The organism is Kitasatospora sp. NPDC033851 (assembly GCF_055576085.1).
In genome coordinates this window covers 76,883-101,057 of record NZ_JBVIRL010000008.1, presented here as the reverse complement: position 1 = coordinate 101,057, position 24,175 = coordinate 76,883, and the positions used below count along the sequence as shown (strand labels likewise).

Below are 24,175 nucleotides of genomic sequence, written 5' to 3'. Positions count from 1 at the left end.
CCCACCGTTACCCGACCTCCAGGAACCGCAGCACCGCCATCACCCGGCGGTGACTGTCCTCGGCCGGCGGCAGGTCGAGCTTGGTGAAGATCGAGTTGATGTGCTTGGCCACCGCGCTCTCGCTGACCACCAGCGAGCCGGCGATCGCGGCGTTGGAACGGCCCTCCGCCATGAGCGAGAGCACGTCCCGCTCGCGCGGGGTCAGCTTCTCCAGCGGGTCCCGGTGGCGGCGCACCAGCAGCTGGGCGACCACCTCCGGGTCCAGGGCGGTCCCGCCCTCGGCGACCCGCTGCAGCGCGTCCACGAAGTCGTCCACATTGGCCACCCGCTGCTTGAGCAGGTAGCCGACCCCGCTGGTGTTGGTCGACAGCAGGTCGGCGGCGTAGCGCTCCTCCACGAACTGGGAGAGCAGCAGGACGGCGGTGTCCGGCCACTGGCGACGGATCACCATCGCGGCCTTCACGCCCTCGTCGTGGAAGCCCGGAGGCATCCGGACGTCCGCGACCACCACCTTGGGGCGGTGCTCCTCGACCGCGGCCAGCAGTTCGGTGGCGTCCCCGACGGCTGCCACGACCTCGAAGCCCACCGCCTCCAGGACCTTGACCAGGCCGACCCTCAGCAGGACCGAGTCCTCGGCGATCACAGCGCGCACGGCAACTCCACAGTGATGGTGGTGGGGCCCCCGAGGGGGCTGAGAACGGACAGCGTGCCGTCGACCGAGGCGGCGCGCTTGCGCAGACCGGTCAGCCCGGTGCCGCGCGAGGGGTCCGCGCCGCCCACGCCGTCGTCGCTGATGACCAGGCGCAGCCGGCCGCGGGCCGTCCGCACCGCGAGGTCGACCCGGTTGGCCCGGGCGTGCTTGGCCACGTTGGTGAGCGCCTCGGAGACGGTGAAGTAGGCGACCGCCTCGACGGTCGGGGCGATCGGCTCGGAGAGGTCGACGTCCAGCCGCACCGGCAGCGGGGCGCGCGCGGCGATGCCGGACAGCGCCGCGTCCAGGCCGCGGTCCTCCAGGACCGCCGGGTGCAGGCCGCGGACCAGGTCGCGCAGCTCGTCGATGGCCGCCTGGGCCTCCTCGTGCGCGTCGACGATCACCTGCATCACCTCGGGCGGGACGTCCTTGAGGGTGCGCCGGGCCAGGCCCAGGTTCATCGCCAGCGAGGTGAGGCGCTGCTGGGCGCCGTCGTGCAGGTCGCGCTCGATCCGGCGGCGCTCGGCGTCCACCGCGTCGACCAGCCCCGCCCGGCTCTCGGCGATCTCCTCGACCCGCCGCTCCAACGCCTCCGCCCGGCCGGGACCGAGCAGCAGCAGCGCCGCCCACACCTCCAGGCGGGCCATCAGAGTCGCCGGCCAGGCCATCGCCACCAGCAGCAGCACCCCGCCGATCGTCAGCAGGACGTCCAGCCCGGCCAGGTCCGAACGCAGCGTGGTACCGGCGGGCATCAGCCAGATCCAGCCGTACACGGTGGCCAGCACCAGGGCGGCGCCCCACACCCACACCACCACCAGCGCGGCCGCCGCCAGCAGCGGGCCGACCACCAGGTGGTGCAGGGTCTGGCGCCACGTCACGCCCAGCAGCCAGATCCGGCGCCCGGCGAGCGGGCGCGGCGGCGGCACCTCCACCCCGCGCAGGGCACGCAGCCGCCCGCGCTGGAGAGCGGTCAACGGGCGGGTGCACACCAGGACGGCGGCGAGCACCGGGAAGACCAGCTTGGACTCGGTGACGGCCAGCCAGACCGGCAGGGCCGACGGTATTCCGGCGGCTATGAAACGGGTGTCCCGCCAGACCCCGGGCAACCACGAGGGGCGCCGCAGGCTCCTGACGAGTGCTCGGCGCAACGTGGTGGAGGGCATGGCCGACAGCGTAGGGCCCGGTGATCATCAGCCGCCATGAAGGGGGGTACCCGGTAGGGGTGTACCTGGATACACCCCCAATCCGGGGCGGGACACCACCGACAGGAGGGGGTGCCCGACGGAAAGCTTGAGCCCATGACGAGCACCGCATCGCACTCCGCCACTCCGCCGCACGGGCGGCCCGTCCCCGGGAACCACGGGGGTGCTCCCGGGGGCGCGCTCCTCCCGGCGTCGGAGCCGGAGGGGGCGCTGTCCGCCGGAGCCGGGCCCTGGTCGGTCCGCAGCGTCGGGTCCGGCCGCGGCCGGGCCGCGCTGGAGCTGTACCAGCACGGCGAGTTGGCCGACGTCCTGGTCGCCGCCCGGCTCACCCCGCAGCTCCTGCGCGGGGCGCGGCGCAGCCCGTCCGGCGGGCGGGCCTGGCACGTGCTCGCCTGGGGCCGGCTGGCGGCCGACGGTACGGCGCCCTCGGTGGTGTTCGCCGGGCGGCGGGCGTTCCGGCCGGTCCGGTCCGCCGGGTCGGTCCGGTCCGTCCGGTCCGCCGTCGCGGCCGAAGTGGTCACGGTGGCCGGGCGGTTCTGGCTCGCCTGGGCCGAGGGCCCGTTCGACACGGTGCTGGTCGAACACCCGGCAGGCGGGCCGGCCGAGCGGCTGCCGCTGGAGCGGGTTCCGGCCCGTCGGGTCGGGGGCGCGGCGTGAGCACCGCCGTCCTCTCGGCCCGGCCCGTCGGCCTCTGCGCCCCGTTCGCCGGTTCGGCCTCCTCGTTCGTCCTGCCCGTGCGCTTCGCCCGGGTGCCCGTCATGGCGGCGGTCGCCCTGCTGCCCTGGCTGACGATCCTCGCCGTCTGCCACGAGACCCCGTGGGTCGTGCTCGACCTGGTGGAGTTCTCCGCCCTGCTCTCGCTGGACGCGCTGCTGCGCCGGCGCAGCCCCGCCGCGCTGTGGGCGGGCGCGGCGGTGGCCCTGATGCTCACCTCGGACGCGCTGGCCGACATCGCCTGCGCCGGACCGGGGCACGCGGTGCTCGCGGCGCTGGCCATGGCGGGCTGCGTCGAGCTGCCGCTCGCCGTGGTGTGCCTGCTGCTCGGGCGGGACGCGGCCGTCCGCGCCTAGACCCCGGTGGGCAGCCGGTCCATCAGGGCGCGGGTCCCGTCGTCCAGCGGGGTGTAGGTGATGATCCGGGTGCCGAGCGCGGGGCTGAGCCAGAAGTTGGTGTACTCGCAGCTCAGCAGGCCGACACCCGGCACCTGGAAGCGCTTGATGCCGTTGCCCGGCCGCATCACGTCGTGCCGCTGCCAGAGCTCCGCGAAGTCCGGCGAGGCCTTGAGCACGCGGGCCAGCAGCACCTTCCAGGCCGGCTCCGCGCTGTGGTCGGCCATCGCCGAGCGGAACCGGGCCACCATGCCGAGCCGTTCGGTCCGGTAGTCGACCAGCACGTCGCGGAACCGCGAGGGCGTGAAAGCCATCCACATCAGGTTCCGGTCCTCGGGCGGCAGTGCGGCGAGGTCGCCGACGATCCCGGTGTACTGCGCGTTGTACGCCAGCACGTCGTACCGGGAGTTGACCACCAGAGCCGGGTACGGCGCCAGCTGATCCAGCACCAGCCGCACGCTCGGGGTCACCGAGGGGCACTCCTTGACCGGTGCCGGGTCGTCCGCGGCGGCCAGGGTGAACAGGTGCGCGCGCTCGCTCGGGTCCAGCAGCAGCGCCCGGGCCACCGCGTCCAGCACCTGGGTGGACACCTGGATGTCCCTCCCCTGCTCCAGCCACGTGTACCAGGTCACCCCGACCGCGGCGAGCTGCGCGACCTCCTCCCGCCGCAGCCCCGGCGTACGGCGGCGCCCGGTCATCGGCAGGCCCACCTGCTCGGGCGCGATCCGCTCACGGCGGCTGCGCAGGAACGCGGCCAACTCGTGCCGGCGGGCGTCGCCGGGATTGACCGGGGTGCCCGGCGCGGCCGGGTGCGGCCCGGCGGAGCCGGTGCGGGCCTGGGTCGGACGGGCTTGCGCGGCGGGGGTCATCAGGCTCATGCTCCCCAGCATGCGGCAACCGTCAGCCTGTTGCCAGGTACTTCTTATACCTGGATAACCACACTCTGGTACCAGGGTACGGAGCGGCGCATCGTATGACCCGTGACCCAACAACTCGCCGTCGCCCCAACCCCGCACCGCACCGCCACCACCCCCGGCACCGCGGCCCCCCGCACCTCCGCACCCGGAACCGGCACTCCCACCCTTGCCGCGCCCACCCTCGGCACCGCCGGGCTGGTCACCGTCCTGCTCGGGGCCTTCCTGCCGATGCTCGACTTCTTCATCGTCAACGTCGCCCTGCCCACCATCGACAAGGACCTGGCCGCCGGGCCCGCCGTCCTGGAGCTGGTCGCCGCCGGCTACGGCATCGCCTTCGCCGTGCTGCTCGTCCTCGGCGGACGCCTCGGCGACATCTTCGGCCGCCGCCGGCTCTTCGTCGTCGGCGCCGCCACCTTCGCCCTCACCTCACTGGCCTGCGGCCTCGCCCCCGACGCCTGGTCGCTGGTCGCCGCCCGGGCCACCCAGGGCGCCTCGGCCGCGCTGCTGATCCCGCAGGTCCTCGGCACCATCACCGCCGCCACCGACGGCGCCCGGCGCGGCCGCGCGCTCAGCGTGTACGGCGCGGTCGGCGGGATCTCGGTGGTGATCGGGCAGGTGCTCGGCGGAATGCTCGTCGCCGCCGACCTGTTCGGCACCGGCTGGCGCTCGGTGTTCCTGCTCAACGTGCCGTTCGCGCTGCTCGCCGTGGTGCTCGCGGTCCGCTACGTCCCGGAGAGCAGGGCCCCCCAGGCCGCCCGGGTCGACGTGCCCGGCACCGTCCTGCTCACCGGCACGCTGCTCTCCCTGCTCATCCCGCTGATGGAGGGCCGGGCCGCCGGCTGGCCGCTGTGGTCCTGGGTGCTGCTCGCACTGTTCCCCGTCCTCGCCGCCTCCTTCGCCCTGGTCGAGCGCCGCGCCGAGCAGCGCGGGGACACCCCGCTGGTGCCGCCGACCCTGCTGCGCATCCCGGAGATGCGGCACGGCCTCGGCATCGCACTCCCCTACTTCGCGGGCTTCGGCGGCTTCATGTTCGTCATCGCGGTCGCCCTCCAGCAGGGCCTGAAGCTCGGCCCGATCGCGGCCGGCTGGGCGCTCGTCCCGATGGCCGTCGGCTACTTCAGCGCCTCGCTCGCCGGCCCGCGCCTGATCGGCCGCTGGGGCAGCCGGGTGCTCAGCGCCGGCGCCGTCATCCAGGCCGCCGGCCTCGCCACCCTCGCCCTGACCGTCCTCGCCGACTGGGCGCACTTCTCCCCGCTGCGGATGGCCCCGGGCGTCGCCCTCGCGGGCATCGGGCAGGGCCTGATCGGCACCCCGCTGTTCCGGGTCGTCCTCTCCAAGGTGCCCGCCACCCGCGCCGGCGTCGGCAGCGGCGTCCTGGCCACCGGCCAGCAGTCCAGCCTCGCCCTCGGCGTCGCCACCCTCGGCACCCTGTACCTGTCGCTCTCCCCCAGCCTCGGCATGGGCCGCACGCTCGCCCTCTGCCTGGGCATCCAGCTCCTCGGCTCGTTCACCATCCTCTACCTGACCACCCGGCTCCCCCGCTCCATCGGCTGACCCCCAGGGCCTCCGGGCCCCGGGCGGCGGCGGACGGCCCCGCGATCGCACACCGATCGCGGGGCCGTCGGCGTTGCGCTGCCGGGTTTCTGGCCATGCGGCCCTCGGCGTTGCGCTGCCGGTTTCCGGCGGTGCGGCCCGTCGAGCCGACCGCCGGTCCGCCCCGGGCGGGGCGTGCCACCCGTTCGCGTGAAGTCGACGCACGTTCCTCGCAATCGCCGCACGGTCCGCCCTACCGTGAGTCGCATGACAGCCAGAGTCCCCATCCGACAGCTCCAGCAGCACGCCAGCGAGTTGGTCGACCGGGTCGCGGCCGGCGAGCGCATCGAGATCACCCGCAACGGGCGGCTGATCGCCGTACTCGCGCCGCCGGACCCCGAGCAGCGGGTGCTGGAGGACCTCGTTCGTGACGGCACCATCGACCCGGAGAACGCCGCCACCGCCCGTGGCCTGGCCGACTGGTCCCCACCGGTGCTCGACGTCCGCCTCGGCTCGGCCGCCGACGCCCTCCACGCCATGCGCGAGGAGGAGGACCGGTGATCTACCTCGACTCCTGCGCCATCCTCAAACTCCTGGTCCCGGAGGAGGAGTCGGACGCGCTGCGCACCTACCTCTCCTCACACGGCTCCGAGGGCCATGCGACCAGTGCGCTGGCCCAGGTGGAGGTCCCGCGGGCGCTCATCCGAGTCGGCGCGCCCCGGGAGCTGCTCGATGCTTCGGAGGAACTGCTCGACCGGCTGCTCCGGGTCCGGCTCTCCGACCCGATCCTCCGAGCCGCACGACAGTCCCCCACCCGGCACCTGCGTGCACTCGATGCCGTCCACCTGGCCAGTGCCGAGCACCTGGAACACGCGCTCACGGGGTTCGTCACGTACGACAAGCGCCTGGCCGAGGCAGCCGACGAACGGGACCTTCCGGTGGCCTCGCCGGGGGCGGTGCCGGGCGCCGGCCCAGCATGATCCTTCGCCAGGGCGCCGGCTTCTGCGGACCCGGGCCGGTGGTCCGTTCGCGATCAGAGAAGACTGACGCCATGAGCTTCGTCCTGCTGTTCCTGCTCGCGCTCGTCGCCGCCATCGCCGGCATCACGCTGTTCCTGGTGCGCCGGGAGCGGGCGCGGCGGCTCCACTCGGATGACGTGGCGGGGATGCTGATCGAGCAGTAGCTGACCGTCCGGGCCACGCGCATGCGGGCGACCTATTCGAGTGTGTCCCTCCACAACGGCACCGCCCTGGTGACCGACGAGGTGCACCGGTACCACTCCTGACACCCGACCAGGGGCGGCATGAAGCCTCCGGCCCGGCTCAGCGGCACAGCGCCGTGTCCACGACGCTCTCCAGGTGCCGGGTCACGCCGTAGTCGGTCGGGACGGTGGTCACCGCGATGTTGACGGCGCGGCCGTCGTCGGTGGCACCGCCCCGGGTCTCGTACCCGGGGATGTCGCCGCCGTGACCCCAGTAGACCCCGCCGCAGGAGAGCGGCCGACTGAAGATCCCCAGCCCGGCGCCCACGCCGGTGTCTCCGACCGGGACGGTGGTGCGCATCTGGGCGAGCTGGGCCGGCGGGAGGAGGCGTCCGGCGAGCAGCGCGGAGAAGAACCGGTTGAGGTCGGAGTCGGTGGAGATCATCTGCCCGGCGGCCCAGCCCGCCGAGGGGTCCATCTCCGTGAAGTCGCGCAGCGGACCGTCGGCGGTGTCCTTCCGGTAGCCCTTGGGGTGGGCCTCCCGGATGGTCCGGTCGCCCACGGCGGGGAAGTAGGTGTGGCGCAGTCCGACGCGCCGGATGATGCGCCGGTCGATCTCCTCTGCGAGCGGCCGGCCGGTGATCTTCTGGACGATCAGGCCGGCGAGCACGTAATTGGTGCTGCTGTAGCCGAACTTCTCCCCGGGCGCGAAGTCGGGCTTCTGCCGGAGGGCGAGGTCCAGGAGTTCGCGGGGCTCGAAGTACCGGTCCCGGAGCGAGGCTTCGTCAAGGAGACCCTCGTAGTCGGCCAACCCGCTGGTGTGCTGCAGGAGTTGGCGGACGGTGAGGTGCAGTCCGTCGATGCCCTCGCTGCGGACCACGCCGGGGAGGTAGGTGTCGACCGGGGCGTCGAGGTCGATCTTCCCCTCCGCCACCAGCTGCAGCACGACAACGGCGGTGAAGGTCTTGGTGTTGCTGCCGATCCGCACCTGCCCGTCGACCGGCACCTTCGCCCCGCCGGCCAGGTCCCCCACTCCCGCCGTGTAGTGGCGGATCCGGCCGTCGCGGTCCCGTACGGTCGCGAGCGCGGCGGGCACACCGTCCGCCTGCACCAGCGCGCTCAGTCCCCGCTGTACGGGGTCCGGCCGGGCGCCGGCGGAGGCGCCGGATGCGGCGGAGGCGCCGGGTGCCGCCAGGACGCCGGCCGCGACCGTCGCCGCGACCACGGCCGAGAGCGAGAGGGCCATGTGGCGGAAGCGCTGACGCATGAGTGAACTCCTCTGGGGTCGTGGGGAGTAGGGCCTCCCTGGTCACGATCGCCAGTCTGGTCGCACGGTTCGCCGACGACCCCCCCCGATCGAGGGAGCACCTTCGCCCTCGCCTCTCGCATTCGCCATCGCCCTCGCCTTCAGGGCCTGGCGGGCCCGCGCAGCGGCAGGGTCCGGCTGTAGACGACGCTCGTGGTCGTACTGCCGAAGCCGGCCAGTTCGTCGACGAGGGTCTCCAGGTGTTCCATGGAGGTCGCCGCGACCTTCAGGGTGTAGCAGTCGTCACCGGTGGTGCGCAGGCACTCGAGGATCTCCCGCCGCTCGGCGAGCAGCCGGCGCAGCGGCTCGTGGCGGTTGCCCGGGTACTTCAGCCGGACGACGGCGAGTACGGGGTAGCCGACCGCCGCGAGGTCCACCGACGCGTGGTAGCCGGTGATGACGCCCAGCGACTCCAGGTTCCGGACGCGTTCGGTGGTGGCGGACGCGCTGAGGCTCACCCGCCGCCCCAGCTCGCTGAGGGAGATGCGGGCCTCCCCTTGCAGCTGCTCGATGATCGCCCAGTCGGTGTCGTCAAGATTCACGGCCATGGGGCGAATCTACCGGGAGAATCGCGGCGGCCGCCGCCCAGTACCGGGAAGACTCCGTTCCGGTCGCCATGATCACGGGGATAGCCTCGAAGCATGCAACTTGGCGTCAACGTACCCAATTTCGGGCCCGGGACCGATCCCGGCGTGCTGCGCGAGTGGGCCAGGACCGTGGAGGGGCTCGGCTTCGACCTCCTGATGGTGTCGGACCACGTGGCGGTGACCCCGGACGTGGCCGAGCGGTACCCGGAGCCGTTCTACGAGCCGTTCACCACGCTGTCCTGGCTGGCCGGGATCACCACCGGCCTACGGCTTGGCACGACCGTGCTCATCCTGCCCTACCGGAACCCGCTGTTGGTGGCGCGCATGGCCGGTACTCTAGACCGGCTCAGCGGCGGCCGGTTCGTCCTCGGCGTGGGGGTCGGCTGGGCGCGGCAGGAGTTCGACGCGCTCGGGGTGCCGTTCACCGCGCGCGGCCGGCTGACCGACGAGTACCTGGGCACGCTGCGGGACGCCTGGGGCGGGCAGGACGGCGGGCAGGACGGCGGGCGGAACGGGTCCGTACCGGTGTGGGTCGGCGGCCACAGCGAGGCGGCGCTCCGACGGGCGGCCCGGTTCGGCGACGCCTGGCACCCGCTGCGGCTGCCGCTGGCCCGGATGCAGGAGGTGCTGGCCGGGCACCCGATGCCGGGCTTCGCGCCCCGCATCGCCCTGCGGCTGACGACCGCCCCGGTCGAGGGCCTCGAGCGGCCGGCCGGTGTCGGCACCATCGAGCAGATCCTCGACGATCTGCGGCAGTTGCGTGATCTCGGCGCCGAGACCGTCGTGTTCGACCCCTACCACGGCGACCCGGAGGAGACCCGCCGGCCGCAGACGGCCTGGCAGGCCCTCACCACCGTGGCCACCCACTGGAAGGCAGCAACCTCGTGATCACCGAAGCCGACGAGACCCTCCTGCGCCGAGCCATCGCCATCGCGGCCCGCGCCATCACCCTGGGCGACGCCCCGTACGGCTCCCTGCTGGCCGGTCCGGACGGCGAGATCCTCGCCGAGGCCCACAACACCGTGCGGCGCGACAACGACATCACGGCCCACCCGGAGCTGAAGCTGGCCCGCTGGGCGGCCCGCGAACTCGACCCGGAGACGGCCGCCCGCACCACGATGTACACCAGCTGCCAGCCGTGCGGGATGTGCGGCGGCGGCCTCGTCCGCTCGGGCATCGGCCGGGTGGTGTACGCGCTGTCGACGGAGCAACTCGTGGAGCTCAACCCGGAGTCGGGGGCGTGGCCGGTGGTGGCGGAGGAGGGCCCGGCGCTGCACGGGGAAGCCCGGGCCCCCATCGAGGCCTACTACCGGCCCCGTTGATCGTTCGGAACGAGATCTCAACGGCTCTTGAGGAAGTCGACCTTGACGTCGAGCGCCAGCAGATCGTCGTCATCCACCGTGAAGCCGCGAAGAGCGATGTTGAACGTCGCCTGCGGGGTCTCCCGCGGCAGGTCCAGGGTGAGGGTCAGCCTCGTGTCGCCCTTCGGGATCGGGCTCTTGCCGTCGCTGGTGCCGCAGGCCAGCTTGAGGCTGCCCTCACCGCGCAGTTCGGCGAGGAGGTCGAACTGCTTGGTCAGCACCTTGATCAGACCCAGCTTGACGGTGACGTCGACGTAGGCGCCGTCCGCGATCGGCTCCTGCACCGTCGCGTCGATGGTGAAGACACTGGTCTGCCCCGGGGCGGGAGGGTCCGGGGTGACCGTGATGCCGTTGATCTGCAACGGGTCCGTCGGCGAACCGTCGTTCGTGTAGTCCCAACCGGACATCGGAACCTCCGTGGGCGACAAGGGGAGTTGAGCACGGCAACGGCCGCCCAGTCTGGTGCGCCGACGGCCCGCACCAACGCGACGCGCTATTCAAACCACTCGAACGGCTGATCCGCCCGCGAGGAGGCCGTTCAGGAGCTGGTCGACGTGGGCGGCGGCCAGGGCGGGTTCGAGGGGCTGGTGCTCGACCAGGAGGCGGTACCAGAAGAGCCCGAAGAAGTGGTCGGTGGCGGCCTGCAGGTCGGCGGTGGGCGGGAGTTCGCCGCGCTGGACACCCCGGGAGAGCAGGCCGAGCACGACGGCGCGCCGACTCTCCACCCACTCCCGGAACGGCCCGGCGAAGCCGGGGTCGAGCTGGGCCTCCGCCATGAGGCCGCGCAGCGTACGAACCCGGACGGGGTGCGCGGTGACGCCGTACAGGGCGGTGGCGAAGGCGGTCAGGTCGCCGGCGAGTGAACCGGTGTCGGGCTCGGGCATCCGCTGCTCGACCGCCGTGCGGTAGGCGTCCATGACGAGGATCGCCTTCGACTTCCACCAGCGGTAGATGGTGCTCTTGGCGACGTCGGCGCGGGCGGCGATGCGTTCGATGGTGACGGCCTGGTAGCCGAGCTCCTCGACGAGTTCGATCGCGGCGGCCAGGACGGCGTCATGGGCGTCCTGGCTGCGGATCCGGCCGCCCGTGCGGCGGCTGTGGGTTTCTCCACTGTGGCGGGGTTCTCCGCTGTGGGTTTCTCCGGAAGACACCTCCTCACGCTAGCAGCGTGCTACCTTTAATCGAAACGCGACGGATCGTTTGAATTCAGGGGAGTGGATCGATCATGAGCGACATCGTGGTGGCACACGGCTACGGCGCGAGCGACGACAGCGTCTGGTTCCCGTACCTGACCCGGCAGTTGGCCGACGCCGGCCACCGGGTCACCGTGCCCCGACTGCCGGAGACCGAAGCGCCCAGCCTGGAGCCGTGGCGCAAGGCCTACGGCGACGCGGCGCTCGCCGCCGGCCCCGCCGAGTCCACCGTCCTGGTCGGGCACAGCATCGGCGGCGTCAACGTGCTGCGCTTCCTGGAACAGCACGACCACGAGACGAACGGGGTGTTCGCGGGCGTCCTGCTGGTCGCGGCCTCCGCCCACGAGGTCGGGTACGACGCACTCGCCTCCTTCTTCGAGGACGAGTTCGACTGGGCGCGCATCCGCCGCTCGGCCCGGAACTTCCGGATCCTCCAGGCCATGGACGACCCGGTCAACCAGCCCGACCCGACCGAGCACGTCCGGCTGTTCGTCGAGGGCCTCGGCGCCACCGCCGTCGTGACGCCCACCGGCGGCCACTTCGGAGCCACCCCGGACGACCACGTCGAGGTGCCGGAGGCCGTCCGACTGGTCCTGGAACTGCTCGCGGCCTGACCCGGCCAGGGGGTTCACCGTCCCGCCCAGTACCTTCGCCTTCGCGGAGGCGCCGTACGGGACGGCGGCGCTTGCACACGGCGGGCGGACCCTTGGGGAACAGTCGCGATAGAACGGTCACGCGAACGACGGCCACCGGTTCGCGGCCCACTCCCGCCAGTCCGCCCAGCCGGGCGGCAGGCCGGCAGCGACCCCGAGGCCTTCCAGCTCCGCCGCGTCCGGCTCCTCGAAGTGCGCCCGCCCGGCCAGGATGTCCGCCTCTGTCATCGGGAACGTCTCCTCGGGAGTGGTCGCCCAGCGATGGGCGATCCGGGCACGCTGGGTCCCGTCGTCCACCGGCAGGTAGAGCATCCGGAAGCACGCCCCCTCGGACTCCACCAGCCAGCGGATCGCGGACCGCTCCTCCCGCGACCAACAGCCGTAGTCCACCACGACGTTGGTGCCCAGCCTGACCGCCTCCAAGGCGAGCCAGAGCATGCGCCCCTCCAGCACGTCTCGCTTCCCGTCCGCCTCCGATGCGCCGAACAGCGGAATCATCCAGTCGTCGGGCGTCAGCCGCAGCGCGCCCTGCTCCTCGGCGAGCTGCCGGGCCATCGTGGTCTTTCCGGCCCCTGGCAGGCCGACCATCAGGAACAACGTAGTCACCGCGGGATCGTGACAGGGAAGCCGAGCGGACGGCCACCGCATTTTCCGCGCGACCCCGACCTGCGACCATGGGCCCGTCGGCACATCGAGCAGGGGGACCGGACCGCATGGAGCTACGGCAGCTGCGCTGCTTCGTCGCCGTCGCCGAGGAACTGCACTTCGGCCGGGCCGCCGAGCAGCTGCTGCTCGGCCAGCCCGCCGTGAGCCAACAGGTCCGGCGCCTGGAACGGGAGTTGAAGGTCACGTTGTTCGACCGCTCGCCCCGGTACGTCCGGCTGACCCCGGCCGGCGACCGCTTCCTGCCCGCCGCCCGGGACGTCCTGGCCGCCGAGGACGCCGCCCGCGCCCTCGCCGCCGACCTCGCCGCCGAGGCCGCCACACCCGCCGTGCTCCGGCTCGGCACCATCACCGGACTCGGCGAGCGGCTCGACCTGATCCTGGACACCTACCAGCGGCGGGCCCCCGGCGTGCGCGTCGAACTCCACTCCGCCCCGGTACGGGAACGGCTCGCCCGACTGGCGGACGGCCGCCTCGACGCCGCCTTCGTGCGCGGCGCCATCCCCGAGAGCAACACCGAACTCCGCTTCCTGCCCGTCTGGCAGGACGAGCTGGTGCTCGCCCTCCCCGCCCGGCACGCCCTCGCCGACCAGCCCGACATCGACCTCGCGGACCTCGCCGCCCTGCCCCTGCGGCTGACCGAACGCCGCAACCACCCGGCGCTGGTGGACCTGGTGACGGACGCCTGCGCGCAGGCGGGCTTCCAGCCGGTCCTCGGCCCGGCCCACGGCGGCACCCTCCAGGACACCCTCGCCGCGATCGGCACCGGAACCCCGATGTGGACGGTGGTGTACGCCGCCAACGCCCGGATGACGAACACCCACCGGATCGCCTTCCGCCCCTGCCGAACCCCGCTGACCCTCCCGACCTCGATCGCCGTACGACGCTCCGCCCCGCTCCCCCGGCTGCTCCTGCAAGCCTGCCGCCAGACGGCCGTGACCAGCCCGACCAGCCCGACCAGCCTGACCAGGGACGATCAGGATTCGTGATCGCTGCCAGAGCGATTCGGGTCTGGGTGCGGGCGGCCCGATCGGGTGGACTGTTCTCAGCCGGAAAACCCGGCAGGAACACCCCACAGGAAACCGGTCAGGAGCCGAAGATGCCGATCGTCACCATTCAGCAGGGCCCGCGCGAGGTCGAGCAGAAGCGCGAGCTGGTCAAGAAGGTCACCGAGGCCTTCGTGGAGGCCCTGGAGGTCCCCGCCGAGAGCGTGTTCGTGTGGATCCAGGAGTACCCGGCCGAGAACTGGGCTGCGGCCGGCAAGCTCACCGCGGACCGGTAGCCACCGGCCAACGGACGACGGGATGCGGCCGCTCCCACCTCCGCCCGCCGCACGGCGGCATCGAGCGGACGGCCCGCCCCGACGACGTCGACCCTCCCCCTGCTCGCACCTCATGACGTTACCGACCCGCCCCCGCACCTCCCTGCTCGCCGCCGCAGCATCCTCGGTCGCGACCGGGGCGGGCGCGGGGGCCGTCGACTCCCGTCCGCTGCGCCGCCACGACCCCGGCCGGGCCCGGTGCCGGGAAAACCGGTTGGCCCGAAAACCAGTTGGTCCGACCCCGCCATCGGCCTGACAATCCCCGGATGACCGATGACCAGAGCAAGATCCACCGGCGACGCGCGGCCCGCATGTCCTGCAAGCGGTTCCTCTCCGGCGACCGCATCATGAGCATCCGCGAGCGCCTCGCCCAACTCACCGCCCTGGACGGCCTGGACGTCTTCCCCGACTTCTACGGCAGCGACGGCCCGGTGCGACAACTGGAGGAACGGACCGCCGCTCTGCTCGGCAAGGAAGACGCGGTCTTCTTCCCCACCGGCACCATGGCGCAGCAGGTCGCCCTGCGCTACCACGCCGAACGCACCGGCAACCCCGCCGTCGTCCTCCACCCGCTCAGCCACATCGAACGCCACGAGCGCCACGCCTACACCCAGCTCACCGGCCTGCGCGGCCTCTGGCCCACCACCGAGCAGCGCCAGCCGACCGCCGAGGAACTCCGCGCGCTCGGCGAGCCCTTCGGCACCCTCACGGTCGAACTCCCGCTGCGCGACCCCGGCTACCTCCTCCCCACCTGGGACGAGCTGACCGAACTCGTCGCCGCCGCCCGCGAAACCGGCGCCCGGGTGCACTTCGACGGCGCGCGCCTCTGGAACACCACAGTCCACTTCGACAGGCAGCTCGACGAGATCGCCGCCCTCGCCGACAGCGTCTACGTCTCCTACTACAAGGACCTCGGCAGCATGAGCGGGGCCGCTCTCGCCGGAGACGCCGCCCTCACCGCCTACGCCCGCACCTGGCGCCACCGCTACGGCGGCCAGCTCTTCCAGCAGTGGCCGGCCGCCCTCGCCGCGCTCCACGGCATGGACACCGTCCTCCCCCACCTCGCCGACTACACCCGCCATGCTGCGACGCTCACCCGGGCCCTCGCCGCACTCCCGGGCGCCCGCCTCTACCCGGAGGTCCCGCCGACCCACGAGTTCCAGCTCTGGCTGCCGCACCCGGCCGAGGCACTGAACGCCGCCCACCTGACCCTCGCCGAGCAGGAGGACACCTGGTTCATCGGCTACTGGCAGGACGCCGCCCCCGGCCTCGCCATGGCCGAGGTCAGCCTCGGCGGACCGGCCCAGAGGTGGACGGCGGACGAGGTGACGGCGGTCGGGCTACGGCTCCTGGAGCTGGCCGCAGCCGGCTGACGGGATCTCCCGAGGCACCCGGGCCAGGGCTGCGCGGATGCTGTCGGCGGCTTCGGGGATTTCGACTCCGAGTTCGCGTAGCCAGTTCACAGTCTCGGCGATGGACAGGCGGGCCCGGCGGGCCGTCGCCACGAGGCAGGAGAGCGAACGGGGCCGGCCCACCCCGCTGGTCAGTTCTGCTCAAGGTGATACGTCGCAATCAAACGGTTCGCGAGCACCAGACCCTTTGTGTCACTATGACGATATGAGCGAGATGCACGTGGGGAACCCTGCCGCCGTCCGCAGCCGTGAGGAGCTGGCTGCGCTGATGGCCGACGGGGTGCACCCGAAGTGGGTGATGTTCTGGGGGCACACCGCACGCAAGGACGGCGGCACCCGGCAGGAGTGCATGAGCCAGTGGTGGCCCGGCGAGTTCACCGTCGACGGGGTGACGTACGCCTCCGCCGAGCACTGGATGATGGCCGGCAAGGCCCGGATGTTCGGGGACGAGGACATCGCGCAGCAGGTGCTGAAGGCCCGGACGCCCGCCGAGGCGAAGAAGCTGGGGCGGCTGGTCAAGGACTTCGACGACGAGGTCTGGGTGGCCGGGCGGTTCGAGCTGGTCGTGGCGGGCAACGTCGCGAAGTTCGGGCAGGACGAGTCGCTGCGCGCGTACCTGCTGGGCACCGGCAGCCGGGTGCTGGTCGAGGCCAGTCCGGTGGACCGGATCTGGGGTATCGGGCTCGCGGCCGACGACATCCGGGCGCAGCAGCCCAGCGAGTGGCGCGGGCTGAACCTGCTCGGCTTCGCGTTGATGGAGGCGCGGGCGCGGCTGGCCGCATGAGCACGGTCGCTCCGCTGCTGGACGGGACGGTGGTGGCTTCGGCCGCCACCGCCTTGCTCCTGGCTCCGGGGGTGCCGAAGGCGTCGAAGACGCCAGAGGTGCCGGTGCTGCGGGCCAGGGCCCGGCCCAGCCGCCGGGGCGCGATCGGGCCGGAGGCGGTACTGGCCGCCATCGTCGCGCTCATCTACCTCAACCAGCTCCTGGTCGCCGTCTACGTGAACCGGGTCCACGGCGGGGACCCGTCCTTCATCGCCCGCTACCTGCCGCCCGGCTGGTTCGATGTCCCCCGCCTCAGCGCCCTCGACTCCCTCGCCGCCCGCTTCCCGGCGCCGGAGCTGTTGGCGCCGTCCGTCCTGCGGGTGCAGGCGTTCCTCGAACTGCCGCTCGTCCTCCTGGCGTTCGTGTCGGTCGTCCGGCGGCTGGACCGCGAGCTGTACGTCCGGCTGGCCCGTTCGCCGCTGGTCCCGCTCGCCGCCGTCTCGTACACCGTGGCGTTCTGCGCGGTCGAGTGGGACCTGCGGAATCCGTACACCATGGACGACCTCGCCCTGCGCGTGCTCTCCGTCGCCGTCACACCGCCGCTGATCGTCTGGTTGGCCCGGCGCGAACCGGCCGGCGACCGCCCCGCCCGCCGCCACCTGTTCCTCTTCGCGCTCGACCTGTGGGCGTACGGGCAGTTGATGCTGGTGCTGTACGACACCGCGCTGCTCTACAATCTCGCCCGGATCGGCGGCCATCTCCTCTCCGCCGCAGTCGCGTTGACGGTTCTCGTCGGCACCCGCCTCGCCGAGAGCCGCCTCGCAGCCACCCGCCACACGGCCGCCCGCCTCGCGGCCCGCTCCGTCACACCGCCGGCCGCCCCCCGCACCGCCACCCTCACCGAGACCATCGGCCGGGCGCTCACGCTCTTCCTCGTCCCAGCCCTGGCGATCCGCTACGCCGAGACCTTCGGCACACCCCAACTCGCCGCGCTCGCTGGACTCTTGGTGATCGGATCGGCAGCCCGGCGGGACACCCTGTGCCTTCTCCTGCCCGCGGCCGCAGGTGCCGTGGTCGGGTATGCCGTCGCCGTCCTCGCCCCCGGCCCGTACTACGAGGCGACCCTCCTACGGAGCGCGACCGGCGCACTTCTTGCAATGACCGCCCTCTGCGCGCTCCTTGACACCACTCGGACACGACTGGTCGTGCGCTCTTAACTCCCCAGCCACATACCAACGCCAGGATGTCCTGCAGTCAGGGTCTGGATGGACAGGTTGGGGCGATCATGCGCATGCGGCCGACGGCACAACCCGCAGGCCAACAGCTGGGGGGCGAGCGACAAGCCGCCGAACTCCGCGCAGAGCTGGACGAGTTACTCCGTGCGAGCCGTTACGCGAGTCAGCGTGAACGGCGACTGAACGAGGCGATCCGGGCGAGCCCGGGGCGCCAGCGGCCGGACGGTGACCTGCTGCGGCAACTCGCCCAGGCCCGCACCCTCCGCGAGGGGTTGGGCGCCCGGTGCCTCCAACTCAGCGACCGGTTGGAGGCCTTGGAGACACGACTCAGACACGGAGAGCAGGACCCACACCAGCAGTACCACCAGCAGTACCGACCGGAGCCGGAACCGGCGCATCAGCCGGAGCCGCAGCCGCAACCCTCGCCCCGGCAGGCCCCGCCCTCCCCCGCCCGCCCCGACATCGGCGCCCTCACCGAGCGGATCTCCACCCTCCACCGCACCGGCGCCCTCACCGAGGCCGAGGAGCTGCTCGACCAGGCGGCGGCCCGCCTGGAGCCCGCCGACGCCGCACTGTTGGTCGGCATGCTCGCCCAGTACGGCCCGACCGGCGCCTCCCTCCACCTCGCCCGCAGCACCGCGCAGGCCGCGCCCGAGCACGCCGTCGCCGTCCTGGCGGAGCTGCGCGAGCTGGGCCTGGCCGAGGAGGCGGCCGAACTGTTCCACGCCTTCTGGGCCTACCCGGCCGCCTCCGTCCCGGGGCTCCTCTCGGCGCTGGAGCAGGCGGGGCAGAACGCGGACGGCGCGACGCTCCTGTGGGAGTGGGGCTCGGCGCCGACGCCCGAGCTGACGTCCCTCGCCGCCTGCCTCCAGCAGCACGGCCGCCCCGGCGACGTCCGGACGCTGCTGCGCCAGGCGGCCGGCCGTCCCACCGCCGACCTCGCCGACCTCGTCACCGAGCTGCCGCCGGCGCTCGCCACGGACCTGCTGCAGGAACTGGCGGCGCTCCGCCCGCCCGTCGAACTGGTGCGCCTGGCGGCCGCGTTGGACGGCGCCGGCAGCCGGAACCTGTACGGCGAGCTGCTGGACGCACTCCGCGCCGGCGGGCCCCGCCACCGCACCACCCTCGCCGCCCTCCGCGCGGCCGGCCTGCCGACCACCCCGCCCACAGCCCCCCGCTCCCGCTGGGGACGCAGGTAACGGCTGCCGCCGCAGCGAGGCCGCACACAGCGAGGAGCCCCCGACCGCCCCGAGATCAGGGCGGTCGGGGGCTCCCCGAACAGGCGGACCCGTCCTAGCAGCCGATCAGGCGCGCACCCAGGTACGCCTTGACCTGGTCCAGCGAGACGCGCTCCTGCGACATGGTGTCGCGGTCGCGGATGGTCACCGCGTTGTCCTCGAGGGTGTCGAAGTCGACGGTGACGCAGAACGGCGTGCCGATCTCGTCCTGGCGGCGGTAGCGCTTGCCGATCGCGCCGGCGTCGTCGAACTCGACGTTCCAGGCGGTGCGCAGGTCGGCGGCGAGGCCGCGGGCCTTCGGGGAGAGGTCGGCGTTGCGCGACAGCGGCAGGACGGCGACCTTGACCGGGGCCAGGCGCGGGTCGAGCCGCATGCCGACGCGCTTCTCCATGACGCCCTTGGCGTTGGGCGCCTCGTCCTCGAAGTAGGCGTCGATCAGGAAGGCGAGCATGGCGCGGTTGAGGCCGGCCGCCGGCTCGATGACGTACGGGAAGTAGCGCTCGCCGGACTCCTGGTCGAAGTACTTCAGGTCCTGGCCGGACGCCTCGCTGTGCACCCGCAGGTCGTAGTCGGTGCGGTTGGCGACGCCCTCGAGCTCGGAGAACTCGCTGCCACCGAAGTTGAAGCGGTACTCGATGTCCACCGTGCGCTTGGCGTAGTGGGAGAGCTTCTCCTTCGGGTGCTCGAAGAAGCGCATGTTCTCGGTGCGCAGGCCGAGGTCGACGTACCAGTCCCAGCGCTGCTGGAGCCAGTACTCGTGCCACTGCTCGTCCTCGCCCGGCTTGACGAAGAACTCCATCTCCATCTGCTCGAACTCGCGGGTGCGGAAGATGAAGTTGCCGGGGGTGATCTCGTTGCGGAAGCTCTTGCCGGTCTGGGCGATGCCGAACGGCGGCTTCTTGCGCGAGGTGGTCTGGACGGCCTTGAAGTTGGTGAAGATGCCCTGCGCCGTCTCGGGGCGCAGGAACGCGAGGCCGCTGGCCTCCTCGGTGACGCCGAGGTGGGTCTTCAGCATGCCCGAGAAGTCCTTGGGCTCCGTGAACTGGCCCTTGGTGCCGCAGTCGGGGCAGTTGACGTCCTTGAGACCGTTCGGCGGCGGGAAGCCGTGCTTGGCCTCGTACTTCTCTTCCAGGTGGTCGGCCCGGTGGCGCTTGTGGCAGGAGAGGCACTCGGTCAGCGGGTCGTTGAAGGTCGCGACGTGGCCGGAGGCCTCCCACACCTCGCGCGCCAGGATCACCGACGAGTCGAGGCCGACGACGTCCTCGCGGGCCTGGACCATCGCGCGCCACCACTGGCGCTTGATGTTCTCCTTGAGCTCGACACCCAGCGGTCCGTAGTCCCAGGCGGCACGCGTGCCGCCGTAGATCTCGCTGCAGGGGTAGACGAAGCCACGGCGCTTGCTCAGGCTGACGATCGTGTCGATCTTGTCGGCGGCCACAGTGCTCTCTTCAGTACGTACGGCACGGTCAGGGCACGGCTGGTTGCGCGTACCCGAATACCTCAGGTTACCGGCCATATGGGTACGTGATTCAAATCGGTATCGTCCGGCTGCCCCCACTCTTCGCCACCCCCCGTTCACCCGTCCGAGTGAGTTGACAATCATTTCCATCTTAGATGAGAATGATTGTCATGATGATCGGACTGCCTCGACGACGGACCCGCCGCTCCATAGCCATCGCCGCCACCGCGCTCGCCGCGCCCCTCGTCCTCACCGCCTGCGGAGGCAGCAGCAGCGCCGACAGCGGCAACGGCAAGCTGAAGGTCGTCGCCTCCTTCTACCCGATGGAGTTCCTCGCCCAGCAGATCGGCAAGGAGCACGTCGCGGTCACCGATCTCACCGCCGCCGGCGTCGAGCCGCACGACCTGGAGCTCACCGCCAAGCAGGTCGGCACCGTCCAGAAGGCCGACGCGATCCTCTACCTCAAGGGCCTGCAGCCCACCGTCGACCAGGCCGTCGCGCAGTCCTCCGGCAAGCACAGGATCGACGCCACCGCCGCCAGCCCGCTGGTCGACCACCACCTCGACGAGGGCTCCGAGGGCGACGGCAACGCAGCCGACGGCCACAAGCACGAGGGCCCGGCCGGCGACCCGCACATCTGGCTCGACCCGACCCGCTACGCGGCGATCGCCAAGAGCGTCGGCGACGAGTTCGCCAAGGCCGACCCGACCCACGCCGAGGACTACCGGAAGAACACCGACGAACTGGTCACCAAGCTCACCGCGCTCGACCAGGACTTCCGGGCCGGACTGAAGGACACCAAGACCAAGACCTTCGTCACCAGCCACGCCGCCTTCGGCTACCTCGCCGACCACTACGGCCTCACCCAGGTCGCCATCAACGGCGTCGACCCGGAGTCCGAGCCCACCCCGGCCCGCCTCGCCGCCGTACAGAAGGCCGCCAAGGACAACGGCGTCACCACGATCTTCTTCGAGACCCTGGTCAGCCCCAAGCTCGCCGACACCGTCGCCAAGGACCTCGGCCTCAAGACCGCCGTCCTGGACCCGCTGGAAGGCGTCAAGGACCCGGCCAAGGACGACTACCTCACCGTCATGAAGCAGAACCTGGCCAACCTCCAGGCCGCCCTCGGCGCCCCCGCCGGCAGCGGAACGCCTGCCACCCCGGCCGGAGCCGACGCCCCCACCCCCGACGCCACCACCCCTGCCGCCACCAGCTGACGGGACGGAACACCATGACGACCCACCCGATCCCCCCGGCCGTCCGCCTCCGTGCCGCCGTCGCCTCGCGCGGCGGCCGGCCGGTGCTGCGCGGCGTCGACCTCACCGTCCGGCCCGGCGAGGTCGTCGCCCTGCTGGGCGCCAACGGCTCCGGCAAGTCGACCACCGTCAAGACCGTGATCGGCTCCGTCCCGCTGGAGCACGGCACCCTGGAGCTGTTCGGCGCCCCGTACGGCTCCTTCCGCGCCTGGCACCGGATCGGGTACGTCCCGCAGCGCACCACCGCCGCCTCCGGCGTCCCGGCCACCGTGCGCGAGGTGGTCTCCACCGGACGACTGCCGCAGCACCGGCTGCTGCCGTTCCGCCGCAAGGACCGCGAGGCGGTGGACCGCGCGCTGGCCGCCGTCGGCATGCTGGAGCGGGCCGGGGACGGCGTGGCCGACCTGTCCGGCGGCCAGCAGCAGCGGGTGCTGATCGCCCGCGCCCTGGTCGGCTCCCCCGACCTGCTGATCATGGACGAGCCGATGGCCGGCGTGGACTCCGCCAGCCAGCAGGTGCTCGCCGACACGCTGCGCGCCGAGGTCGGCCGCGGTGCCGCCGTCCTCCTCGTGCTGCACGAACTCGGGCCGCTGGAACCGCTGATCGACCGCGCCGTCGTCCTGCGGGACGGCTGCGTCGCGCACGACGGCCCGCCCGTGCCCAACACCGGCCTGCACGCGCTGCCCGGCCACGACCACGTCCACCCGCACGCCGACCTGACCCCGCCGAGGCTGCTCGCATGACCGAGATGCTGTCCTACGACTTCATGCAGCGCGCCCTGCTCGCCGCCGTCCTGGTCGGGATCACCGCCCCGGCCGTCGGCATCTACCTGGTGCAGCGCCGCCAGGCCCTGATGGGCGACGGCATGGGCCACGTCGCGATGACCGGCGTCGGCCTCGGCTTCATCTTCCAGACCAGCCCGGTCTGGATGGCCGTGCTGGTCTGCGTGCTCGGCGCCGTCACCATGGAGCTGGTCCGCTCGCGCGGCAACCAGCGCGGCGACATCGCCCTCGCGATGCTCTTCTACGGCGGCATGGCCTGCGGCAAGCTGCTCGTCTCGCTCTCCGCCCAGGCCGGCGCCGGCTCGCTGGAGAGCTACCTGTGGGGCTCGATCCTCACCGTCGCCCCCGCCGACCTGGCCGCGATCGCGGTGCTCGGCGCGGTGGTCATCGCGGTCACCGTCGGCCTGCGCCGCCAGCTGTTCGCGATCTGCCAGGACGAGGACTTCGCCCGGGTCACCGGCCTGCCGGTGCGCACCCTCAACCTGCTGCTCGCCGTGATGGCCGCGGTCACCGTCACCGTCGCCATGCGGGTGGTCGGCCTGCTGCTGGTCAGCGCCCTGATGGTGGTCCCGGTGGTCGCCGCCCAGCAGCTCACCCGATCCTTCGCCGCCACCCAGGCCGCCTCGATCGCGCTCGGCGTGGTGGTCTCGCTGGCCGGCGTCACCGGCTCCTACCAGCTCGACGTGCCCTCCGGCCCGGCCATCGTGCTGCTCGCCATCGCGGTCTTCGCGGTGTTCAGCGCGCTCGCCGCACCGCTCGCCCGCCGCCGCCACCGCCACCGCGCCGACACCGAGCACGGACCGAAGGTCTGCGACGTCGAACTGCCGCTCCAGTCGCCGGAGCGGACTTCCTCCGACACGACCACCCCTGACGGGCGGGCCGGGCTGGCACAATGAGGTGCGAGCCGACCACGACCCCAGGAGGACCCCCGGTGACCACCGCAGGCCCGTCGCCGCGTGCCCGATCGACCCGGCAGCGTGCCGCCGTCTCGGCGGCCCTGGACGAGATCGCGGACTTCCGCAGCGCACAGGAGCTCCACGACCTGCTCAAGCACCGCGGGGACTCCGTCGGTCTGACCACGGTCTACCGCACCCTGCAGTCGCTGGCGGACGCCGGTGAGGTCGACGTGCTGCGCACCGCCGACGGCGAGGCCGTCTACCGCCGGTGCAGCAGCGGGCACCACCACCACCTGGTCTGCCGGCACTGCGGCGCGACCGTCGAGGTGGAGGGCCCCGCGGTGGAGCGCTGGGCCAACTCGGTCGCCGCCGAGCACGGCTTCAGCGACATCGCGCACACGCTGGAGATCTTCGGCACCTGCGCGGAGTGCGCCAAGAAGCTCTGAGCCGGCCGACCGGCACACCTGCCGTACCGGTCGTACGAAGCCGTACGCAGCCATACGCGACGGAAAGGACCCACCGGGATCTGCCCGGTGGGTCCTTTCCGTCGCGTACGGAGCGCGTCAGCGCTGGGACGGCCGCGGCGCGGGGAGCTCGTTCGGGATCGCCCCGCCGAAGCGCCGGTCGCGCCGCGCGTACTGCTCGCAGGCGCGCCACAGGTCACGGCGGTCGAAGTCCGGCCAGAGCACGTCCTGGAACACGAACTCGGCGTAAGCGGACTGCCAGAGCAGGAAGTTGGAGGTGCGCTGCTCACCGCTGGGGCGCAGGAAGAGGTCCACGTCCGGCATGTCCGGGTGGTACATGTACTTGGCGAGGGTCTTCTCGTTGACCTTCTTCGGGTCCAGCCGCCCGGCCGCGACCTCCCGCGCGATCGCCTGCGTCGCGTCCGCCAGCTCGGCCCGGCCGCCGTAGTTGACGCACATGTAGAGCGTGACGGCGTCGTTGCCCTTGGTCTGCTCCTCGGCGACCTGCAGCTCCTGGACGACGCTCTTCCACAGCTTGGGCATCCGGCCGGCCCAGCGGATCCGCACGCCCATCGCGTCCATCTCGTCGCGGCGGCGGGCGATGACGTCCCGGTTGAAGTTCATCAGGAACTTCACCTCGTCGGGCGAGCGCTTCCAGTTCTCGGTGGAGAAGGCGTACAGCGAGATGTTCTTGACCCCGAGCTCGATGGCGCCCGCGAGGACGTCGAGCACCACGGACTCGCCGACCTTGTGGCCCTCGGTGCGGGGCAGCCCGCGCTCCTTGGCCCAGCGGCCGTTGCCGTCCATCACGATGGCGACGTGCTCGGGCACCAGCTCGCCGGGGATCTTCGGGGGCTGTGCGCCGCTGGGGTGCGGGGTCGGGGGCGCGTACGCCCGCTGCTTGCCGCCGCCGAAGAGCCGTCGCGCTGCCAT

At 72.4% G+C, this 24,175-nt stretch carries 29 protein-coding genes; 19 read left to right on the top strand and 10 right to left on the bottom strand.

The window, feature by feature from the left end:
• Positions 1–7 precede the first annotated feature (7 nt).
• Together ACZ51D_RS17655 and ACZ51D_RS17650 are read right to left on the bottom strand one after the other, a co-directional pair.
• On the bottom strand, positions 8–652 hold the full coding sequence (locus tag ACZ51D_RS17655; RefSeq protein ID WP_360504237.1) for a response regulator transcription factor: 645 nt from the start codon (positions 650–652) through the stop codon (positions 8–10).
• On the bottom strand, positions 640–1,854 hold the full coding sequence (locus tag ACZ51D_RS17650; protein ID WP_465662726.1) for a sensor histidine kinase: 1,215 nt from the start codon (positions 1,852–1,854) through the stop codon (positions 640–642). Before ACZ51D_RS17650 ends, ACZ51D_RS17655 begins: the two co-directional genes overlap by 13 nt.
• Before the next feature lie 135 nt (positions 1,855–1,989).
• Here ACZ51D_RS17650 and ACZ51D_RS17645 point away from each other — a divergent pair, with 135 nt between their 5' ends.
• Together ACZ51D_RS17645 and ACZ51D_RS17640 are read left to right on the top strand one after the other, a co-directional pair.
• Positions 1,990–2,550 carry a hypothetical protein gene (locus ACZ51D_RS17645; RefSeq protein ID WP_465620198.1) on the top strand — a complete coding sequence of 187 codons (561 nt, stop codon included), beginning with the start codon at positions 1,990–1,992 and terminating at the stop codon, positions 2,548–2,550.
• Positions 2,547–2,963, top strand: coding sequence for a hypothetical protein (locus ACZ51D_RS17640; protein ID WP_465620197.1), 417 nt, complete (start codon positions 2,547–2,549; stop codon positions 2,961–2,963). The genes ACZ51D_RS17645 and ACZ51D_RS17640 overlap by 4 nt, the downstream gene beginning before the upstream one ends.
• On the opposite strand, the gene ACZ51D_RS17635 is transcribed toward ACZ51D_RS17640, so the two are convergent.
• Entirely contained in the window at positions 2,960–3,880 is a 921-nt protein-coding gene (locus tag ACZ51D_RS17635) for a helix-turn-helix transcriptional regulator (RefSeq protein WP_465620195.1), read from the bottom strand. The two genes, ACZ51D_RS17640 and ACZ51D_RS17635, sit on opposite strands and share 4 nt — an antisense overlap.
• A gap of 102 nt (positions 3,881–3,982) precedes the next feature.
• Between ACZ51D_RS17635 and ACZ51D_RS17630 the strand changes: the two genes are divergently transcribed.
• From ACZ51D_RS17630 to ACZ51D_RS17615, 4 genes are all read left to right on the top strand, one after another.
• Positions 3,983–5,473, top strand: a complete 1,491-nt coding sequence (locus ACZ51D_RS17630; RefSeq protein WP_465620193.1) for an MFS transporter — start codon at positions 3,983–3,985, stop codon at positions 5,471–5,473.
• Between the two features lie 246 nt (positions 5,474–5,719).
• Entirely contained in the window at positions 5,720–6,013 is a 294-nt protein-coding gene (locus ACZ51D_RS17625; RefSeq protein WP_465620192.1) for a type II toxin-antitoxin system Phd/YefM family antitoxin, read from the top strand.
• A complete protein-coding gene (locus ACZ51D_RS17620) occupies positions 6,010–6,432 on the top strand; it encodes a type II toxin-antitoxin system VapC family toxin (RefSeq protein ID WP_465620190.1) in 423 nt (140 codons plus the stop codon). Before ACZ51D_RS17625 ends, ACZ51D_RS17620 begins: the two co-directional genes overlap by 4 nt.
• Positions 6,433–6,503: 71 nt before the next feature.
• Complete coding sequence (locus tag ACZ51D_RS17615; protein WP_465620189.1) at positions 6,504–6,635, top strand: hypothetical protein; 132 nt, start codon at positions 6,504–6,506, stop codon at positions 6,633–6,635.
• Positions 6,636–6,774: 139 nt separating this feature from the next.
• On the opposite strand, the gene ACZ51D_RS17610 is transcribed toward ACZ51D_RS17615, so the two are convergent.
• Positions 6,775–7,920 carry a serine hydrolase domain-containing protein gene (locus tag ACZ51D_RS17610; RefSeq protein ID WP_465620187.1) on the bottom strand — a complete coding sequence of 382 codons (1,146 nt, stop codon included), beginning with the start codon at positions 7,918–7,920 and terminating at the stop codon, positions 6,775–6,777.
• A 140-nt stretch (positions 7,921–8,060) separates the two neighbouring features.
• Positions 8,061–8,507 (bottom strand): Lrp/AsnC family transcriptional regulator, encoded by a 447-nt coding sequence (locus tag ACZ51D_RS17605; protein WP_465620186.1) that lies wholly within the window; start codon positions 8,505–8,507, stop codon positions 8,061–8,063.
• Positions 8,508–8,600: 93 nt separating this feature from the next.
• Between ACZ51D_RS17605 and ACZ51D_RS17600 the strand changes: the two genes are divergently transcribed.
• Complete coding sequence (locus ACZ51D_RS17600; protein ID WP_465620184.1) at positions 8,601–9,434, top strand: TIGR03619 family F420-dependent LLM class oxidoreductase; 834 nt, start codon at positions 8,601–8,603, stop codon at positions 9,432–9,434.
• Positions 9,431–9,868 (top strand): nucleoside deaminase, encoded by a 438-nt coding sequence (locus ACZ51D_RS17595; RefSeq protein ID WP_465620182.1) that lies wholly within the window; start codon positions 9,431–9,433, stop codon positions 9,866–9,868. Before ACZ51D_RS17600 ends, ACZ51D_RS17595 begins: the two co-directional genes overlap by 4 nt.
• Positions 9,869–9,885: 17 nt before the next feature.
• Here ACZ51D_RS17595 and ACZ51D_RS17590 read toward each other — a convergent pair whose 3' ends face one another.
• Both ACZ51D_RS17590 and ACZ51D_RS17585 read right to left on the bottom strand, forming a co-directional pair.
• The gene (locus ACZ51D_RS17590; protein WP_465620180.1) at positions 9,886–10,314 is read right to left on the bottom strand and encodes an ML domain-containing protein; all 429 of its coding nucleotides are present in this window, start codon (positions 10,312–10,314) and stop codon (positions 9,886–9,888) included.
• A gap of 90 nt (positions 10,315–10,404) precedes the next feature.
• Positions 10,405–11,058 (bottom strand): TetR/AcrR family transcriptional regulator, encoded by a 654-nt coding sequence (locus ACZ51D_RS17585; protein WP_465620178.1) that lies wholly within the window; start codon positions 11,056–11,058, stop codon positions 10,405–10,407.
• Between the two features lie 74 nt (positions 11,059–11,132).
• Between ACZ51D_RS17585 and ACZ51D_RS17580 the strand changes: the two genes are divergently transcribed.
• Positions 11,133–11,714: an RBBP9/YdeN family alpha/beta hydrolase gene (locus ACZ51D_RS17580; RefSeq protein WP_465620176.1), complete on the top strand. Its 582-nt coding sequence runs from the start codon at positions 11,133–11,135 to the stop codon at positions 11,712–11,714.
• A gap of 117 nt (positions 11,715–11,831) precedes the next feature.
• Here the strand turns inward: ACZ51D_RS17580 and ACZ51D_RS17575 are convergent, their stop codons facing one another.
• The gene (locus ACZ51D_RS17575) at positions 11,832–12,359 is read right to left on the bottom strand and encodes a P-loop nucleotide/nucleoside kinase family protein (protein WP_465620174.1); all 528 of its coding nucleotides are present in this window, start codon (positions 12,357–12,359) and stop codon (positions 11,832–11,834) included.
• 107 nt (positions 12,360–12,466) lie between these two features.
• Between ACZ51D_RS17575 and ACZ51D_RS17570 the strand changes: the two genes are divergently transcribed.
• The 6 genes from ACZ51D_RS17570 to ACZ51D_RS17545 all read left to right on the top strand — a co-directional run bounded on the left by ACZ51D_RS17570 (position 12,467) and on the right by ACZ51D_RS17545 (position 18,346).
• Positions 12,467–13,405 (top strand): LysR family transcriptional regulator, encoded by a 939-nt coding sequence (locus ACZ51D_RS17570; protein ID WP_465620173.1) that lies wholly within the window; start codon positions 12,467–12,469, stop codon positions 13,403–13,405.
• Between the two features lie 110 nt (positions 13,406–13,515).
• The gene (gene dmpI, locus ACZ51D_RS17565) at positions 13,516–13,698 is read left to right on the top strand and encodes a 4-oxalocrotonate tautomerase DmpI (RefSeq protein ID WP_465620171.1); all 183 of its coding nucleotides are present in this window, start codon (positions 13,516–13,518) and stop codon (positions 13,696–13,698) included.
• Positions 13,699–14,003: 305 nt separating this feature from the next.
• Positions 14,004–15,110: a threonine aldolase family protein gene (locus tag ACZ51D_RS17560; RefSeq protein ID WP_465620170.1), complete on the top strand. Its 1,107-nt coding sequence runs from the start codon at positions 14,004–14,006 to the stop codon at positions 15,108–15,110.
• A 244-nt stretch (positions 15,111–15,354) separates the two neighbouring features.
• Entirely contained in the window at positions 15,355–15,933 is a 579-nt protein-coding gene (locus ACZ51D_RS17555) for an NADAR family protein (protein WP_465620167.1), read from the top strand.
• On the top strand, positions 15,930–17,129 hold the full coding sequence (locus ACZ51D_RS17550; RefSeq protein WP_465620165.1) for a hypothetical protein: 1,200 nt from the start codon (positions 15,930–15,932) through the stop codon (positions 17,127–17,129). Before ACZ51D_RS17555 ends, ACZ51D_RS17550 begins: the two co-directional genes overlap by 4 nt.
• 68 nt (positions 17,130–17,197) lie before the next feature.
• Positions 17,198–18,346 carry a hypothetical protein gene (locus ACZ51D_RS17545; protein WP_465620163.1) on the top strand — a complete coding sequence of 383 codons (1,149 nt, stop codon included), beginning with the start codon at positions 17,198–17,200 and terminating at the stop codon, positions 18,344–18,346.
• Positions 18,347–18,440: 94 nt separating this feature from the next.
• Here the strand turns inward: ACZ51D_RS17545 and ACZ51D_RS17540 are convergent, their stop codons facing one another.
• Positions 18,441–19,823, bottom strand: coding sequence for a glycine--tRNA ligase (locus ACZ51D_RS17540; RefSeq protein WP_360504275.1), 1,383 nt, complete (start codon positions 19,821–19,823; stop codon positions 18,441–18,443).
• A gap of 191 nt (positions 19,824–20,014) precedes the next feature.
• Between ACZ51D_RS17540 and ACZ51D_RS17535 the strand changes: the two genes are divergently transcribed.
• From ACZ51D_RS17535 to ACZ51D_RS17520, 4 genes are read left to right on the top strand one after another with little or no spacing between them, the layout of a single operon-like run.
• Positions 20,015–21,061 carry a metal ABC transporter substrate-binding protein gene (locus ACZ51D_RS17535; RefSeq protein ID WP_465620162.1) on the top strand — a complete coding sequence of 349 codons (1,047 nt, stop codon included), beginning with the start codon at positions 20,015–20,017 and terminating at the stop codon, positions 21,059–21,061.
• Between the two features lie 14 nt (positions 21,062–21,075).
• Complete coding sequence (locus tag ACZ51D_RS17530; RefSeq protein ID WP_465620160.1) at positions 21,076–21,843, top strand: metal ABC transporter ATP-binding protein; 768 nt, start codon at positions 21,076–21,078, stop codon at positions 21,841–21,843.
• Positions 21,840–22,778 carry a metal ABC transporter permease gene (locus ACZ51D_RS17525; RefSeq protein WP_465620158.1) on the top strand — a complete coding sequence of 313 codons (939 nt, stop codon included), beginning with the start codon at positions 21,840–21,842 and terminating at the stop codon, positions 22,776–22,778. Before ACZ51D_RS17530 ends, ACZ51D_RS17525 begins: the two co-directional genes overlap by 4 nt.
• Before the next feature lie 35 nt (positions 22,779–22,813).
• On the top strand, positions 22,814–23,224 hold the full coding sequence (locus tag ACZ51D_RS17520; protein WP_360504280.1) for a Fur family transcriptional regulator: 411 nt from the start codon (positions 22,814–22,816) through the stop codon (positions 23,222–23,224).
• Between the two features lie 117 nt (positions 23,225–23,341).
• Here ACZ51D_RS17520 and ACZ51D_RS17515 read toward each other — a convergent pair whose 3' ends face one another.
• A complete protein-coding gene (locus ACZ51D_RS17515) occupies positions 23,342–24,175 on the bottom strand; it encodes an isoprenyl transferase (RefSeq protein ID WP_360504282.1) in 834 nt (277 codons plus the stop codon).